Annotated in this window: 12 protein-coding genes; 3 read left to right on the forward strand and 9 right to left on the reverse strand. The window is 73.5% G+C overall.

What is annotated here, in order from left to right; all coding sequences use genetic code 11:
* Positions 1-2: 2 nt before the first annotated feature.
* The 4 genes from KSK32_RS22135 to KSK32_RS22150 all read right to left on the reverse strand — a co-directional run bounded on the left by KSK32_RS22135 (position 3) and on the right by KSK32_RS22150 (position 4,206).
* Positions 3-899 carry a TAXI family TRAP transporter solute-binding subunit gene (locus KSK32_RS22135; protein ID WP_216936284.1) on the reverse strand — a complete coding sequence of 299 codons (897 nt, stop codon included), beginning with the start codon at positions 897-899 and terminating at the stop codon, positions 3-5.
* 128 nt (positions 900-1,027) lie between these two features.
* Positions 1,028-1,672 (reverse strand): hypothetical protein, encoded by a 645-nt coding sequence (locus KSK32_RS22140; RefSeq protein ID WP_216932927.1) that lies wholly within the window; start codon positions 1,670-1,672, stop codon positions 1,028-1,030.
* Between the two features lie 109 nt (positions 1,673-1,781).
* On the reverse strand, positions 1,782-2,585 hold the full coding sequence (gene yaaA / locus KSK32_RS22145) for a peroxide stress protein YaaA (RefSeq protein WP_216936286.1): 804 nt from the start codon (positions 2,583-2,585) through the stop codon (positions 1,782-1,784).
* Positions 2,586-2,601: 16 nt separating this feature from the next.
* The gene (locus tag KSK32_RS22150; RefSeq protein ID WP_216932928.1) at positions 2,602-4,206 is read right to left on the reverse strand and encodes a hypothetical protein; all 1,605 of its coding nucleotides are present in this window, start codon (positions 4,204-4,206) and stop codon (positions 2,602-2,604) included.
* A gap of 82 nt (positions 4,207-4,288) precedes the next feature.
* On the opposite strand from KSK32_RS22150, the gene KSK32_RS22155 reads away from it, so the two are divergent.
* Positions 4,289-5,365: a phosphatase domain-containing protein gene (locus KSK32_RS22155; RefSeq protein ID WP_216932929.1), complete on the forward strand. Its 1,077-nt coding sequence runs from the start codon at positions 4,289-4,291 to the stop codon at positions 5,363-5,365.
* Between the two features lie 329 nt (positions 5,366-5,694).
* Here KSK32_RS22155 and glgB read toward each other — a convergent pair whose 3' ends face one another.
* The 4 genes from glgB to glgA all read right to left on the reverse strand — a co-directional run bounded on the left by glgB (position 5,695) and on the right by glgA (position 12,018).
* Positions 5,695-7,797, reverse strand: coding sequence for a 1,4-alpha-glucan branching protein GlgB (gene glgB / locus KSK32_RS22160; protein ID WP_216932930.1), 2,103 nt, complete (start codon positions 7,795-7,797; stop codon positions 5,695-5,697).
* The gene (locus KSK32_RS22165) at positions 7,785-9,905 is read right to left on the reverse strand and encodes an alpha-1,4-glucan--maltose-1-phosphate maltosyltransferase (RefSeq protein ID WP_216932931.1); all 2,121 of its coding nucleotides are present in this window, start codon (positions 9,903-9,905) and stop codon (positions 7,785-7,787) included. Before KSK32_RS22165 ends, glgB begins: the two co-directional genes overlap by 13 nt.
* An 86-nt stretch (positions 9,906-9,991) precedes the next feature.
* A complete protein-coding gene (locus KSK32_RS22170) occupies positions 9,992-10,738 on the reverse strand; it encodes a class I SAM-dependent methyltransferase (RefSeq protein ID WP_216932932.1) in 747 nt (248 codons plus the stop codon).
* Positions 10,739-10,824: 86 nt separating this feature from the next.
* Complete coding sequence (gene glgA / locus KSK32_RS22175) at positions 10,825-12,018, reverse strand: glycogen synthase (protein WP_254187149.1); 1,194 nt, start codon at positions 12,016-12,018, stop codon at positions 10,825-10,827.
* A gap of 94 nt (positions 12,019-12,112) precedes the next feature.
* Between glgA and glgC the strand changes: the two genes are divergently transcribed.
* Both glgC and pgm read left to right on the forward strand, forming a co-directional pair.
* A complete protein-coding gene (gene glgC, locus KSK32_RS22180; RefSeq protein WP_194800913.1) occupies positions 12,113-13,345 on the forward strand; it encodes a glucose-1-phosphate adenylyltransferase in 1,233 nt (410 codons plus the stop codon).
* Between the two features lie 34 nt (positions 13,346-13,379).
* A complete protein-coding gene (pgm, locus tag KSK32_RS22185; RefSeq protein ID WP_216932933.1) occupies positions 13,380-15,023 on the forward strand; it encodes a phosphoglucomutase (alpha-D-glucose-1,6-bisphosphate-dependent) in 1,644 nt (547 codons plus the stop codon).
* A 6-nt stretch (positions 15,024-15,029) separates the two neighbouring features.
* On the opposite strand, the gene KSK32_RS22190 is transcribed toward pgm, so the two are convergent.
* Positions 15,030-15,959 (reverse strand): NAD(+)/NADH kinase, encoded by a 930-nt coding sequence (locus KSK32_RS22190; RefSeq protein WP_216932934.1) that lies wholly within the window; start codon positions 15,957-15,959, stop codon positions 15,030-15,032.
* Positions 15,960-16,080: the final 121 nt, after the last annotated feature.

Here is a 16,080-nt window from a genome sequence, read left to right on the forward strand (position 1 = left end):
CGTCAGGGCTTCGCGGCGCGGTACCACTGCGCCGCGCCCGGATGCAGCGGCAGCGGGGTGGTGACGATCGCCGACCGGGGACTCATCCGTCCCGCCGCCGGATGCGCGGCGGCCAGTTCCTGCCTGCGGTCCATCAGCAGCCGGGTCACCTCCCGCACCAGCGCGGCGGGCAGGTCGGCGCGGACGATCAGGTAGTTCGGGTTCGCCACCGTGCTGACCGGGTCGGCCCGGTACACCGAGCGCGGCACGTCCCGGGTCACGTAGACCTGCCCGTACGCCCGGCGCAGCGGCTCGGTCCAGTCGCCCAGGTCGACGATCCGCAGCGAGGTCCGGTGGGCCAGCTCGGCGACGCCGCGCACGGGGAGCCCGCCGGAGAAGAAGAACGCGTCGATCCGCCCCTCCCGCAGGGCCGCCACCGAGTCGTCCAGTCCCAGGTGCTCCTGACGTACCCGGTCGCCGCCGAGCTCGGCCACCGCCAGCAGGCGGGTGGCGGTGATCTCCGTGCCGGAGCCGTCGGCGCCCACCGACACCCGCCGTCCGCGCAGGTCACCGAGCCTGCGGATCGGCCCGCCCGCGCGGGTGACCAGGTGCAGCAGGTCGTCGTACACCCGGGCCACCGCCAGCACCGACGGATGCTCGGGCTCGCGCGGCGGCAGCACGTCGGCCTGGGTGAAGCCCAGCTCCGCCTCCCCGGCACCGACCAGCCGGACGTTCTGCGCCGAGGCGGCGGTGACCACCACCTCGGCCCGTACCCCTTGCACCTCGCGGTTGAGCAGCGCCGCGAGCGACTGGCCGAAGGCGTGGTAGACGGCGGTCGGACTGCCGGTGGCGATGCGGATGCGGGTCGGCTCGGACGGCTCGTCCCGGCACCCGGACAGCCCGGCGACGAGCAGGAGCATCAGCACGAGCGGGGCGGCGGCGCGCACAGGCCAGTGTCGGCTCACGGGCTGCACTCTGCGCCGTGCACCCGCCGCGGCGCAAGCCCACGCGGTGCAGCACACCGCCGCGCAGGCCGGGGCCGGGCGCGTCAGCTCGCCGGGGCCAGCTCCGCGCTCTCGGTGATCCGCTCCCGGTACTCGCCGTTGGGCACCACCACGAGGAAACAGCCCGAGCCCGGCCGCAGCGCCGCCGGCACGTCCAGCAGCGCCGCGCCGCGTACCAGCACCGCCGCCAGGTCCCGGTCGGCGAGCCGGATGCCGAGGCAGTGCCGCCGGACGTGCCGGCCGCCCGCCAGCAGCGCCGCCCGCCAGGCCGCCGCGGCCAGCCGGGGCCGCCACAGCCGCCGCGGCGCCGAGGCGCCCGGGAACGGCCCGCCGAGCAGCTCCCGGCGGCCCTGCCGCCAGCCCGCGCCCAGCAGATTCGCGTACGTCGCCCGGTGCTGCGGCGGCACCGACAGCCGGTGCAACTCGTAGCGGCGGCGCAGGCCGCCGGTGGTCAGCTCGTGCTCCACCGGCACGTCGAGGCGGCCCAGCAGCTGCCGCATCCGCTGCGCCGCGTCCTCGCGGTTGAACTCGGCGATCCCGCCCCGGTACGGTCCGGAGCCGAGGCGGCCCACGTCGGCGGCCGGCGGCGGCGTGCAGCGCACCATGCAGGCGATCTCGAAGGCATCGGTCAGGGTCAGCCAGTCCAGCGGCGGCGACGGGCGCGAGCGGTCGAGCAGCGTGGTGAGCATCGGCGCGGCTCCTCGGTCAGAGTCGGGGTGCCTCTACCGTCGCCTCCGAGCGCCGGGCCGGGAACCGCTGGGCCCGAGCCTTGAGCAAAATTTGCGGGAAGGCCGCGTCTCAGAGTTCGGTGACCACCAGGTCGACCTGCCGGGGCCGGCCGGGCGACCGGGGCGCCTCCTCGACCGTGTACTTCAGCTCCCGCAGCGCTCCCACCAGCGCGTCGGCGGTACGCGGCCGGGCACCGGCGAGCAGCAGATCCCGCACCAGCCGGCCCTTCGTCGCCTTGTTGAAGTGGCTCACCACCGACCGGACCGGCGTGCCGTTCACGATCCGCTCGTGCAGCACCCGCACCGTCACCGTGCGTTCGGCGAGCGCCCCGCGCGGCGTCCAGGTGGCCGCGTACGCGCCGGAGCGCAGGTCCAGCACCGGGCCGCGCCCGGCGGCGGGCTCCAGCACCGGGCCGAGCGCCTCCCGCCAGTACGCCGACAGCGCCCCGATCCCCGGCAGCCTCGCCCCGATCGGGCAGCGGTACGGCGGGATCCGGTCGGCGAGGCGCACCGCGCCCCACAGGCCGGAGCTGATCAGCACCTGGCGGCGGGCCGCCCGCTGCGCGTCCGGGGGCAGCGTGTCCAGGCCGAGCGCCTCGTAGAGCACCCCGGTGTAGAGCCGCCCGGCCGGGGCGGTCGCCGCCTCCCGCAGCCGGGCGTTTCGCCGCAGCTCGCCGCGCTGCCCCTCGGTGAGGCCCAGCGCGGCCCGGGCCGCCGTCTCGTCCGGCCCGGCGCACAGGTCGACGAGCGCGGTCAGGACCGCCTCCCGGGCCGGGTTCAGCTCGGTCAGGGACAGCCGGGACGGGTCCAGCCGGCGGCCGGTGCCGGCCTCGGCCTTCCCCTCCGACGGGGGCAGCAGGATGAGCACCGGCACAGCGTACGGGCCGGGGTCAGCGCCACGGCCGCACGGCACGGTCGGGGTGGTACACGCGACTGCCGCCCACCTCGGCCACCACCGCCGCGTCGGCGTTGTCGCCCAGCAGCCGCCGCAGGGTTCGCTCGGCGGGGGAACCGACGGCCACCACGTACCCGGGCCGGGGCGCACGCGCCACCCGCTGCCAGTACGCCGGATAGCGGTTCTGCCCCGGCGTCAGCGCGCCGTCGAGCACACCGCAGGCCACCGTCTCCCCGGTGTTGAAGATCAGCCGGTTGCAGATCCAGTAGTCCCCGTACACCTCGCGCAGTCCGGCGTCCCGCACGGTGTCGGCCAGGCGGCGGGCGGTCAGCTCCTCGTCGCGTACGCCCGGCACCCCGGCCAGGAACGCCACGGTCCCGGCGACCGTCGCGGCGGTCAGCCCGGCCAGCACCACCGCCGCCGTGGCGCCGCCGAGCCGGGCGGCCCACCCGGCGGTACCCCGCAGCGCGTGCGCGGCGGCCAGCCAGAGCGGCCACAGCACGGCCGGCAGCGAGATCTGGAGCACGGACAGGTAGCGGGCGTTGCCGAGCGGGTCGGTCGCGGCGAGCGGGCTGCGCACGTACGCCAGAAGTGTCAGCGCCGCGCCCACGACCAGCGCGAGGACCGCCACGGCCCGGACCCGCGCGGCGTGGTCCGCGGCCCGGCGGTACGCGACCACCCCGAGCCCGGCGGCGGCCACCAGCAGCACCGGGTAGAGCACGCCGAACCACTGCGCCCAGCGCGCGCAGCCGTCCATCGGGCACATGCCGGACGCCAGCGGCACCCCCTCCAGCAGCCCGCCGCGCAGCCGTTCGGTCAGCGACGGCGCGACCCCCTCCTTGGTGCTGATCTCGCGGAACACCGACAGCGAGTCCTGGCCGGGCGGCGCGACGAGGTTGTCCTTGATCATCGGGGCGATCCCGGCCAGGAAGCCCGCCACCAACAGCACGCCCGGCCAGCCGATCAGATCCCGCGGCACGGCCACCGCGAGCACCACGCCCGCCACCAGCAGGTAGGGCGCGATCAGCCAGTCCGACCAGAGCGCCAGCCCGGCGAGCAGCCCGAACGCGCCGGTGGCCGGCCAGTGGTGCCGGACCCGCCGGCCGCCGAGGGCCACCGCGATCAGCAGCATCGCCAGCACCGCCGGTTTGACCTCCGGACGGCCGCCGACCACTGTGAGCTGGTCGCGGACCACCCGCTCCGAGCCGAGCGCCAGCAGGCCCACCACGACCACTGCCAGCCAGGGGGAGAACAGGCGGCGGGTCAGCCGGTACGCCAGCCACAGGAAGACCGCGAAGAGCGCGAGCATCGGCAGCCGCAGCACCGGCCAGCTCGGCCCGGCCCAGCCGACCAGCGGTGCGGCTAGGTACGACTCCAGCACGCCCATGTAGCGCTGGCCGTAGAGGAAGACCGGCCGCTCACGACCGGTGGCGATGTGCAGCGCGGCCAGGCCGAACGTGGCCTCGTCGCTGTTCGACGCGGGCACCGTGAGCAGCGTCAGCACCAGCCGGTACCCGACCCCCGCGATGCCGAGCAGCAGCGCCGCCAGCGCCGGCGCGTCCGGTCGCCGTCGTACCGGGTTCCGCTTCGTCGTCGACACGACCAACGCCCCCGTCGTCGTCCCGACCGCAGTCTGTCACGGCGGCGCCGGGCGCCGGGGCGGATCGGCGTGGATCACTCGCGTGGCCCGGCCGGGCCGGTTGTGGCACTGTTGCCGTGTGCCGCCCACACCACCGGACCAGCTGGCCGTTCCGCAACTGCACCGCGCCGCGCGCTTCGAGGACGCCGTGCACGGCCTGGTGGAGCGCCGGTTGCGGCGCACCGGGTGGCAGCCCAACATCATCGCGTACGCGGGCTACGGCGCCCCGGGCTGGGCGCGCGTGCTCTGCCGGGTGCTGCTCGGGCGTCCTGACACGCGGCGGCGGGGCCGGCTGGACAAGGTGCGGGGCTGGCGCAGCTTCGCCACGCTGCCGGCCAAGCACGTGAAGGTGACCATCGAGGCCGACGGCGTGCGCCAGGAGGTGACCGCCGACCGCAGCGGCTTCGTCGACACCGTGATCGAGGCCGACTTCGCCCCCGGCTGGGGCTGCGTACGCCTCAGCGTGGCCGACGCCGAGCCGGTGGAGGCGCTGGTCCGCGTCCTGGACCCGGCGGTGCGGTTCGGCATCATCTCCGACATCGACGACACCGTCATGGTGACCGCGCTGCCCCGGCCGCTGCTCGCCGCGTGGAACACGTTCGTGCTGGACGAGCACGCCCGCAACGCCGTGCCCGGCATGGCCGTGCTGTACGAGCGGCTGGCCACCGCCCACCCGGGCGCGCCGGTCTTCTACCTGTCCACCGGCGCCTGGAACGTCGCGCCGACGCTCACCCGGTTCCTGTCCCGGCACCTCTACCCGGCCGGGCCGCTGCTGCTCACCGACTGGGGGCCGACCGCGGACAGGTGGTTCCGCAGCGGCCGGGAACACAAGCGGGCCACGCTGGCCCGGCTGTCCCGGGAGTTCCCCGAGGTGCGGTGGCTGCTGATCGGCGACGACGGGCAGCACGACCCGGAGATCTACCGGGAGTTCGCCGCCGCGCACCCCGACAACGTGGCAGGCGTGGCGATCCGGCGGCTGTCCCCGGCCCAGTCGGTGCTCGCCGGCAGCCTCCCCGCCCCCGCGGGACGGTCGTCGTCCGGCCCGATCGGCCAGAAGTGGCTGAGCGCCCCCGACGGCGCCGGCCTCTGGAAGCTCCTCCGCGAAGCCGACCTGGTCTGACTCCTGCGGCCACCCGGCGACGGACGGTCACGCGCCGACAGCCTGGGTGTGGAGAGCGACCGCCAGATCGCGGTCGTTCCGACGCCGAGATATCACAGAGCGTCGTGCTGACCGGGAAGCGACTCTCCGAGACGGGTATGACTCAGAGGCATACTTATGCCTCTGAGTCATACCGCGCTCAAGACGAAACCTTCAGACGGCCGCTCGGCCCGGTTGGCCGCCTTCCCCGTGACCCGTGCGTCCCCTTGGCCCGCCGTCCGGGGCCGGCCGCCGTCCGGGGTGGCCTGCCGCCGCCGTGGGCCGCCCGTCCGGGCGGCTGGGCTGCGCCCTCAGGCCGGGCGGAGCCAGAGGACGCCCAGCGGGGGGATGCGCAGGGACGCCGACGCGGGCAGGCCGTGCCAGGGGACGTTCTCGGCGTGCACCTCGCCCAGGTTGCCCACGCCCGACCCGCCGTAGTGGTGGGCGTCGGTGTTCAGGGCCTCGGTCCACGTCCCGCCGGCCGGCAGACCGATCCGGTAGTCCTCCAGCGGGGTCGCGGAGAAGTTCGCCACGCACACCAGCGTCTGCCCGTCCGGGGCGATCCGGATGAACGACACCGCGTTGTTGGCGACGTCGTCCCCGGCGATCCAGCGGAAGCCGGCCGGGTCGGTGTCCTGCGCCCACAGCGCCGGGCTGGCCCGGTAGACCCGGTTCAGGTCGGCGACCAGCCGCTGCACGCCCGCGCGGGCCGGGTCGTGCGACAGGTACCAGTCGAGGCCGCGCTCCTCGCTCCACTCCCGGTCGTCGGCCAGCTCGCAGCCCATGAAGAGCAACTGCTTGCCCGGGTGCGCCCACATGTACGCCAGCAGCGCCCGTACCGTGGCCAGCCGCTGCCACGTGTCGCCGGGCATCTTGCCCGCCAGCGACCCCTTGCCGTGCACCACCTCGTCGTGGCTGATCGGCAGCACGTAGTTCTCGCTCCACGCGTACGCCAGCGAGAACGTGAGCTGATGGTGGTGGTGCTGCCGGTAGATCGGGTCCTTCGAGGTGTACAGCAGGGTGTCGTGCATCCAGCCCATGTTCCACTTGAACCCGAAGCCGAGCCCGCCGTCCGAGGTCGGCTTCGTGACGCCCGGCCAGGCGGTGGACTCCTCGGCGATCATCAGCACGCCGGGGTGGTGCCGGTAGACGGTGGCGTTGACCTCCTGGAGGAACGCGATCGCCTCCAGGTTCTCCCGGCCGCCGTGCACGTTCGGCGCCCACTGCCCGTCGGACCGGGAGTAGTCCAGGTAGAGCATCGAGGCGACCGCGTCCACGCGCAGCCCGTCGATGTGGAACTCGTCCAGCCAGTACAGCGCGTTGGCGACCAGGAAGTTGCGGACCTCGTTGCGGCCGAAGTCGAAGACGTACGTGCCCCAGTCGGGGTGCTCGCCCCGGCGCGGGTCCGGGTGCTCGTACAGCGGGGTGCCGTCGAAGCGCGCGAGCGCCCACTCGTCCTTCGGGAAGTGCGCCGGCACCCAGTCCAGGAGCACGCCGATGCCCGCGGCGTGCAGCCGGTCCACCAGATGGCGGAAGTCGTCCGGGTCGCCGAACCGGGCGGTCGGCGCGTAGTAGCCGGTGACCTGGTAGCCCCACGAGCCGCCGAACGGGTGCTCCATCACCGGCAGGAACTCCACGTGGGTGAAGCCCATCTCCAGCACGTACGCGGTGAGCTGCTCGGCCAGCTCCCGGTAGCCGAGGCCGGGCCGCCAGGAGCCCAGGTGCACCTCGTACACGCTCATCGGCTCCTGGTGCGGCGCCTGCCGGGACCGGCGCGCGAGCCAGTCCGCGTCGCCCCACTCGTACCGTGACTCGTGCACCACCGACGCGGTGGCCGGCGGCACCTCGGTGCGCGCGGCCATCGGGTCGGCCTTGTCCCGCCACCGGCCGTCGGCGCCGAGGACGCGATACTTGTAGCGGCTGCCCACCGGCAGGCCCGGCACGAAGATCTCCCACACGCCGCTGGACCCGAGCGACCGCATCGGCCACCCGTCGTCCGGCGCCCAGCCGGTGACGTCGCCGACCAGCCGCACGGCCCGCGCGTTGGGCGCCCAGACGGTGAACGCGACGCCCTCGTCGAAGACCCGGGCACCGAGCGCCGCCCAGAGCCGCTCGTGCCGGCCCTCGCCGATCAGGTGCAGGTCGAGGTCGCCGAGCGTGGGCGGATAACGGTACGGGTCGTCGTGCGTCGTGCCGTCCACCTCGACCCGGTAGTCCAGCACCTCGCCGGGCAGCACCGCCTCGAAGACACCGGCGTCGTGGACCCGCTTCATCGGGTGCCGTTCGCCGTCGGCGAGCACCGTCACCTCGCCCGCGCCCCGGCGCAGCGTCCGGATCGTGGTACTCCCGTCGGCCGGGTGCGCGCCGAGCACGGAATGCGGGTCGTGTACCTCGCCGGCGATCAGCTGGTCCATCGGGCGTCGTCCTTGTCGGCCGGTGCGGTCGGGGCGGTGCCGCCGGAGAGGTCGGCGGGTACGTCTTCCACTGTGAGGTCGGGCGCGGCCGGTTGCTCCGGCTCGGCGGGGGCCGCTGCGGCCGGCTGCGCCGGCTCGGGCGCGGCCGGGCGCCGCACGGTGAGCACGTGCGCCGGTTGCAGGTACGGGTCGAGGCGCACCGCGTTGCGCTGCCCCCAGTCGTACTCGGTGCCGGTCAGCTCGTCGCGCACGGCGAACCGCTCGTGCCAGTCCAGGCCGAGCGCCGGCATGTCGAGCGTGGTGTTGCCCCACTGCACCTCGCGGGAGTCGAACGAGCAGACCACGATCACCGTGTTGCCGCTGTCCGGGTCGTGCTTCGACCAGCACAGCAGCGCCGGGTTGTCGATGTCGTGGAACCGCAGGTTGCGCAGCCGGTGCAGGGCGGGGTTGTCGCGGCGTACCCGGTTCAGCGTGGTGATGAACGGCGCCAGCGACCGGCCCTGCGCCAGCGCGGCGTCCCAGTCCCGGGGCCGCAGCTCGTACTTCTCGTTGTCCAGGTACTCCTCGGCACCCGGGCGGGCCACGTGCTCGAACAGCTCGAACCCGGCGTACATGCCCCAGGAGGGGGACAGCAGCGCCGCCAGCACCGCCCGGATCTTGAACATCGGCGGGCCGCCGTGCTGCAACGACGAGTGCAGGATGTCCGGCGTGTTGGGCCAGAAGTTCGGCCGCATCCAGTCGACCGAGGCGACCAGCTCCTCGCAGTACTCCCGCATCTCGGCCGCCGTCGTGCGCCAGGTGAAATAGGTGTACGACTGGGTGAAGCCGATCTTGCCGAGCCCGTGCATGATCGCCGGCCGGGTGAACGCCTCGGCCAGGAACAGCACGTCCGGGTCGACCTTCTTGACCTCGGCGATCAGCCAGTGCCAGAAGTCGAAGGGCTTGGTGTGCGGGTTGTCCACCCGGAAGATCCGGATGCCCTCGCCGACCCAGTGCAGCACCACCCGCAGCACCTCGGCCCGGATGCCCTCGGGGTCGTTGTCGAAGTTCAGCGGATAGATGTCCTGGTATTTCTTGGGCGGGTTCTCCGCGTACGCGATGCTGCCGTCGGCCCGGGTGGTGAACCACTCCGGGTGCTCGGTGACCCACGGGTGATCCGGCGCGCACTGCAACGCCAGGTCCATCGCCACCTCCAGCCCCTGCTCGGCGGCGGCCGCGACGAAGTCGCGGAAGTCCTCCGGCGTACCCAGATCGGGGTGGATGGCGTCGTGGCCGCCCTCGGCCGCGCCGATCGCCCACGGCGAGCCGACGTCGTCCGGCCCGGCGGTGAGCGCGTTGTTGCGGCCCTTGCGGTTGACCCGGCCGATCGGGTGGATCGGCGGCAGGTAGAGCACGTCGAAACCCATTGCCGCGACACCCGGCAGCCGCTCGATCGCGGTGGCGAACGTGCCGGAACGGGCGGGCGCGTCGACGGTGGCCGGGATCGCGCCCTCGGAGCGGGGGAAGAACTCGTACCAGGCGGAGAAGAGTGCCCGGGGCCGGTCCACCCACAGCGTGCGCTCCTCGCCGGTGGTGACCAGCTCGCGCACCGGGTGCTCCCAGAGCAGCGGGGCCAGGTCGAGCGCCGGGCCGACCCGGCGGGGCAGGCTTTCGGCGTCGTCGGTCAGCACTCTCGCGGCTTCGCGTACCCGTTCGCGGTCGGCCTCCGGCACCAGGTCGAGCGCGGCGGTCAGTACCCGTACGCCCTCGGCCAGGTCGTTCGCCAGTTCGGCCGCGCCCTGGCCGGCGGCGATCTTCTTGGTGACCGCGTTCTGCCACGTCAGGTACGGATCCTGGAACGCCTCGACGGCGAAGCGCCACAGGCCCACCGCGTCCGGGCGGATCGTGGCGTGCCAGCGGTCCTGGCCGGGCTCGCCGGGGCGCATCCGGGTGAACGGGCGGGCCGCGCCGGCCGGGCCGAGCCAGACCACGTTGCAGCCGAGCGCGTCGTGGCCCTCGCGGTAGGCACGCGCCGACACCGGTACGACCTCGCCGACCACCGCCTTGGCCGGGTAGCGACCGCAGGAGACGACGGGGGAGACGTCTTCGATCGGGAACCGTCCAGTCACCCGCTCAACCTACTGCGCGAGATCGTCTCGCGCTCGGCGACTTCACCTCAGCCCTCAACCCGCGCTCATGAGGGCGTCGACGACGCTCAGCCCGACGGCGACGTCCAGGTCGACCGCTGGGTGACGAACACGAATTCCCGGCCCGGGCGGTCGGGTGCCTCGCGCACGTCGACCACCCGGAATCCGGCGGCGGCCAGGCTCGCCTCCACCTCGTCGCGGTCGCGGAACCGCAGCGTCGAGTCCGACGTGACGACGGCGCCGTCGGCCAGGAACCGGTACGTGTACCGGAAGGACACGAGCGGCAGGTCCACAGCGGTGACCTCGAGACATCGTTCCACCGGTCCGGCGCCCGGCACGTCCCGGGTCACCGGAGTGGTGTCCGCCGCCCACTCCTCCCACGCGCGGCGCTCGGGACGCCGGGTCTCGAACACGAGGTGCCCGCCCGGCCGCAGCGCGCCGTGCACGCCCCGCAGGGCTCGCGCCCAGTCGGTGTCGGCCAGGAAGACCTGTGCCACGTTGCCGGTCATCACGGCCAGGTCGGCGCGCAGCGGCGGCAGCGTCGTGGCGTCGCCGTGGAGCCAGCGGACGCGACCTTCCCGGTCCGACGACCGGGCGACGGCGAGGGACGCCCCGGCCGGGTCGACCCCCACGACGGTACGGCCGTGCCGGGCGAGCAGGAGGGCGAGGCTCCCGGTGCCGCACCCGACGTCGAGCACCACGCGCGCGTCCAGCTCGTCGGCGATCGCGAGGTACGCGTCCAGGTCGTCCCGGTCGCCGTCGAACGCGTCGTAGACCGGCGCGAGGCGAGGATGGGCGAAGATCGCATCCGGCATCCGGTGACTGTATCCGCCGGCCGCCGCGACCGGGCTGTTAGGAAGGGGCCCTTCCTCTACCGGAGGCGTTAACAAGGTGCCCTTCCTTACACCCCCACCGAGCGGTACACCTCGATCGTCTGCCGGGCGATCGCGTCCCAGGAGAAGTGCTCGACCGCCCGCCGCCGTCCCGCCGCGCCGAACGCCGCGATCCGGGCCGGGTCGGCCAGCAGTTCGTTGATCCGCGCGGCCAGGTCGGCGACGAAACGCTCCGGGTCCAGCGGGGTGCCGGAGCCGTCACCGGCCTGCTCGATCGGCACCAGCAGCCCGGTCTCGCCGTCGGCCACCACCTCGGGGATGCCGCCGGTGGCGGTCGCCACGACGGCGGTCTCGCAGGCCATCGCCTCCAGGTTGACGATGCCCATCGGCTCGTAGACGGACGGGCAGGCGAAGACCGTGGCGTGGGTGAGTACCTGGATCACCTCGTGCTTGGGCAGCATCGCCGCCACCCACACCACCCCGGAGCGCTTCTCCCGCAGCTCCGCCACCAGACCCTCGACCTCGGCGGCGATCTCCGGGGTGTCCGGCGCGCCGGCGAGCAGCACGAGCTGGACGTCGGCGGGGAGTTCCCGGGCCGCGCGCAGGAGGTACGGCAGGCCCTTCTGCCGGGTGATCCGCCCGACGTAGACCACGCTGGGGCGGGCCGGGTCGATGCCGAGCCGGTCGAGCACGTCGGTGCCCGGGTCCGGGGCGTACTGCGCGGTGTCGATGCCGTTGTAGACAACGCGTACCCGGTCGGGGTTCACCGCCGGATAGGCGGTGAGCACGTCGCGCCGCATCCCCGCGCTCACCGCGATGATCGCGTCGGCCGCCTCGAAGGCGGTGCGCTCGCACCAGGAGGAGAGCGCGTACCCGCCGCCGAGCTGCTCGGCCTTCCACGGCCGCAGCGGCTCCAGACTGTGCGCGGTCACCACGTGCGGCACCCCGTGCAGCAGCTTCGCGGTGTGCCCGGCCAGGTTGGCGTACCAGGTGTGGCTGTGCACCACGTCGGTGCCGGCCGTCCCGGCGGCCATCTCGAGGTCGACGCCCATCACCCGCAGCGCCGCGTTCGTGCCGGCCAGCGGGGCCGGCTCGGCGTACGCGGTGACGCCCTGCTCGTCGCGGGGCGCGCCGAAGCAGTGCACCCGCACGTCGGCGAGCCGGCGCAGCTCGCGGGCGAGGTATTCCACGTGCACCCCGGCGCCGCCGTACACCTCCGGCGGGTACTCGCGGGTGAGCAGGTCGACGCGCATCGGTGCCATGCCCGCACCCTAGTGCAGAGCGCCGTGTCGCACCCGGTACGCAAGTGTGGGCGTCCGAGTGGTGAAGTCGGTTCCGGGTGGTTAGCGTCTGAGCATGGCTGCCAAGGTGCTCGCGATCGTCCTGGCCGGCGGGGAGGGCAAGCGCCTGATGCCCCTGACCACCGACCGGGCGAAGCCCGCCGTCCCCTTCGGCGGGATGTACCGCATGGTCGACTTCGTCCTGTCCAACCTGGCGAACGCCGGCTTCCTCAAGATCGTCGTGCTGACCCAGTACAAGTCCCACTCGCTGGACCGCCACATCACCAAGACCTGGCGGATGTCGACGCTGCTGGGCAACTACGTCACGCCGGTGCCCGCACAGCAGCGCCGCGGCCCGTGGTGGTTCGCCGGCTCGGCCGACGCGATCTACCAGAGCTTCAACCTGATCAACGACGAGCAGCCCGACTACGTGATCGTCTTCGGCGCCGACCACATCTACCGGATGGATCCCCGGCAGATGGTCGAGGACCACATCGCCTCCGGCGCCGGGGTGACCGTGGCCGGCATCCGGCAGCCGCTGTCGACGGCCGACCAGTTCGGCGTGATCGAGGTGGGCGAGGACGGCAAGCGCATCCGCGCGTTCCGGGAGAAGCCCACCGACGCGGTCGGACTGCCCGACGCGCCGGACGAGATCTACGCCTCGATGGGCAACTACGTGTTCACCACCCGGGCCCTGTGCGAGGCGGTCGAGCGCGACGCGGCGGACAAGACGAGCAAGCACGACATGGGCGGCAGCATCATCCCGATGCTCGTCGAGCGCGGCGAGGCCAACGTCTACGACTTCAAGGACAACGAGGTACCGGGCAGCACCGACCGCGACCGCGGCTACTGGCGGGACGTGGGGACGCTCGACTCGTTCTACGACGCGCACATGGACCTGATCAACGTGCATCCGGTGTTCAACCTCTACAACTTCGAGTGGCCCATCTACACCGAGCAGCCGCCGTACCCGCCGGCCAAGTTCGTGCACGCCTGGGGCGAGCGCGTGGGCCGCGCGGTCAGCTCGATGGTCTCGCCCGGCTCGGTGATCTCCGGCTCCCTGGTGGAGAACTCGATCGTGGCGCCGAAGGTGAAGGTGCACTCCTGGGCGCACGTCGACGGCGCCGTGCTGATGGAGGGTGTCCAGATCGGCCGCCACGCGGTCGTCCGGCGCGCGATCCTGGACAAGAACGTCCACGTTCCGGAGGGCGCCGAGATCGGCGTCGACCTGGAGAAGGACCGCCAGCGCTACACCGTGTCCGACAACGGCATCGTCGTCATCGGCAAGGGCCAGCGCGTCGAGCCCTGAGCAGTCCCGCCGCATCACCGAGGAGGATCCCGCAGTGGCCCACCCCCGTGCCGGCCAGCCCGCCGAGCCCGCCGACCTGGTCGACGTGCCCCGGCTGGTCACCGCCTACTACGCCGAGCACCCGGACCCGGACGACCCGGCGCAGCAGGTCTCCTTCGGCACCTCCGGGCACCGCGGCTCCAGCCTGCGCAACGCCTTCAACTCCGACCACATCCTCGCCGTCACCCAGGCGCTCTGCGACTACCGCCGCGAACAGGGCCTCGACGGGCCGCTGTTCCTCGGCCGGGACACCCACGCGCTCTCCGCGCCCGCCGAGGCCGACGCGCTGGAGGTGCTCGCCGCCAACGACGTCACGGTGCTGCGCGACAGCCGCGACGGCTACACCCCGACCCCCGCCGTCTCGCACGCCATCCTCACCCACAACCGGGGGCGCACCGGCGGCCTCGCCGACGGCATCGTGATCACGCCGTCGCACAACCCGCCGTCCGACGGCGGGTTCAAGTACAACCCCACCCACGGCGGGCCCGCCGACACCGACGCCACCAAGTGGATCCAGGACCGCGCGAACGCCATCCTCGCCGCCGGGCTCAAGGAGGTGAAACGCATCCCGTACGCGCGGGCGCGCGCCGCCGACACCACCGGGGAGTACGACTTCCTCGCCCGGTACGTCGACGACCTGCCCGCCGCGCTGGACATCGACGCGATCCGCGACGCCGGGGTGCGCATCGGCGCGGACCCGATGGGCGGGGCGAGCGTGGCGTACTGGGGTGAGATCGCCGACCGGCACCGCCTCGACCTCACCGTGATCAACCCGCTGGTGGACCCGACGTGGCGGTTCATGACGCTGGATGGCGACGGCAAGATCCGGATGGACTGCTCGTCGCCGAACGCGATGGCCTCGCTGATCGCCGCCCGGGACGAGTACGCGGTTTCCACCGGCAACGACGCCGACGCCGACCGGCACGGCATCGTCACCCCCGACGGCGGACTGATGAACCCCAACCACTACCTGGCCGTGGCGATCGGCCACCTGTTCCGTACCCGGGAGCAGTGGGGCCCGGCCGCGGCGGTGGGCAAGACGCTCGTCTCCTCCTCGATGATCGACCGGGTCGCGGCCGACCTCGGCCGCCCGCTGCTGGAGGTGCCGGTCGGGTTCAAGTGGTTCGTGCCCGGCCTGCTCGACGGCACCGTCGGCTTCGGCGGCGAGGAGAGCGCCGGGGCGTCGTTCCTGCGCCGCGACGGCGGCACCTGGACCACCGACAAGGACGGCATCCTGCTCTGCCTGCTCGCCGCGGAGATCATCGCCACCACCGGCCGTACGCCGAGCGAGCACTGGGCCGAGCTGGCCGACCGCTTCGGCGCGCCCGCCTACGCCCGGATCGACGCGCCGGCCGGGCGGGCGGAGAAGGCCGTCCTGGCGAAGCTGTCGCCGGAGCAGGTCACCGCCACCGAGCTGGCCGGTGAGCCGATCACCGGGATCCTCACCACCGCGCCCGGCAACGGCGCCGCGATCGGCGGCCTCAAGGTGACCACGGAGTCGGGCTGGTTCGCCGCCCGCCCGTCCGGCACCGAGGACGTCTACAAGATCTACGCCGAGTCGTTCCAGGGCCCGGACCACCTGGCCCGGATCCAGGAGGAGGCCAAGGCGCTGGTCGACGGGGTGCTGGCCACCGCCTGACCCGGCTCACTGGGGCGGGGGCAGCTCGCGGCGGTTGAGCTGCTCCCGCAACCCGTCCGGCAACAGCTCCCGCAACTGGTCCGGCAGCAGCGGCAGGTCCAGCAGGCTCAGCTTGAGCTGGTTGCGCTCCTGGTAGCGGCGCGGGTCGAGGCGGACCACCCGGCCGGCGTCCTTGACGTACCGGACGTGCACCGAACCCTCCGTCGCCGCCTGCCGGAGCAGCAGGCCGTCCATCTCCACCGCCACCGGCGCCGAGTCCGCGCGCAACTCCAGGTGCACCGTCTCGTGCGCGGAGAGCAGCACCGAGCGGGAGATCCCGGCCATCGGCGCCGACGGCGTCACCACCATCGCCTCGGTGGCCGGTGAGATCAGCGGCCCACCGGCGGCGTAGCTGTACGCTGTCGAACCGGCCGGCGTGCTCACCACCAGCGCGTCGCACCGGTAGTAGCCGTACCGCTGGCCGTCCACCGCCAGCGTGGCCGCGACGAAGCCGGCGCCGGGCTGCCGGACCAGGGCGATGTCGTTGAACGCCACCACGTCGTCGCCGCAGACGTCACAGGCCAGGCAGGCGTGCGACTCGACGGTGAAGTCGTGTTCCACCAGCCGTTCCAGGGCGCGGGGCAGGTCCGGCGGCTCCACCTCGACCAGGAAACCGAGCTTGCCCAGGTGGACGCCGAGCACCGGCTTCGGGTCGCGGACGGCCATCCGCAGCGCGCCCAGCATGGTGCCGTCGCCGCCGATGCTGATCAGCGCGGCGCACCGCCCGGCCATCTCGTCCGCGGCGAACGCCTCCACCGAGGCCGGTACGCGCGCGCGGTCCTCGGCGCGTACCGCGAGCGTGATCCGGTGCCGGGCCGCCCAGTCCGTGATGATCCGCACCACCTCGGAGACGTCCCGGGTCGGGTGCAGCACCAGCCCCAGCACATCGCCCGCCACCGCTACAGCTCATCACAGCGGCGTGCCGCCCGCCGGGCTTACCAGGAGCCTCGAAGCCCGGGACGGTGCCTCGAACAGGTGATTTCCGTACCCCGGTGCCGGTCCGGCTCGTTGGACGCGA

It is taken from the genome of Micromonospora sp. WMMB482, from assembly GCF_019038635.1.
In the GTDB taxonomy this organism is placed as follows: Bacteria; Actinomycetota; Actinomycetes; order Mycobacteriales; family Micromonosporaceae; genus Micromonospora; species Micromonospora marina.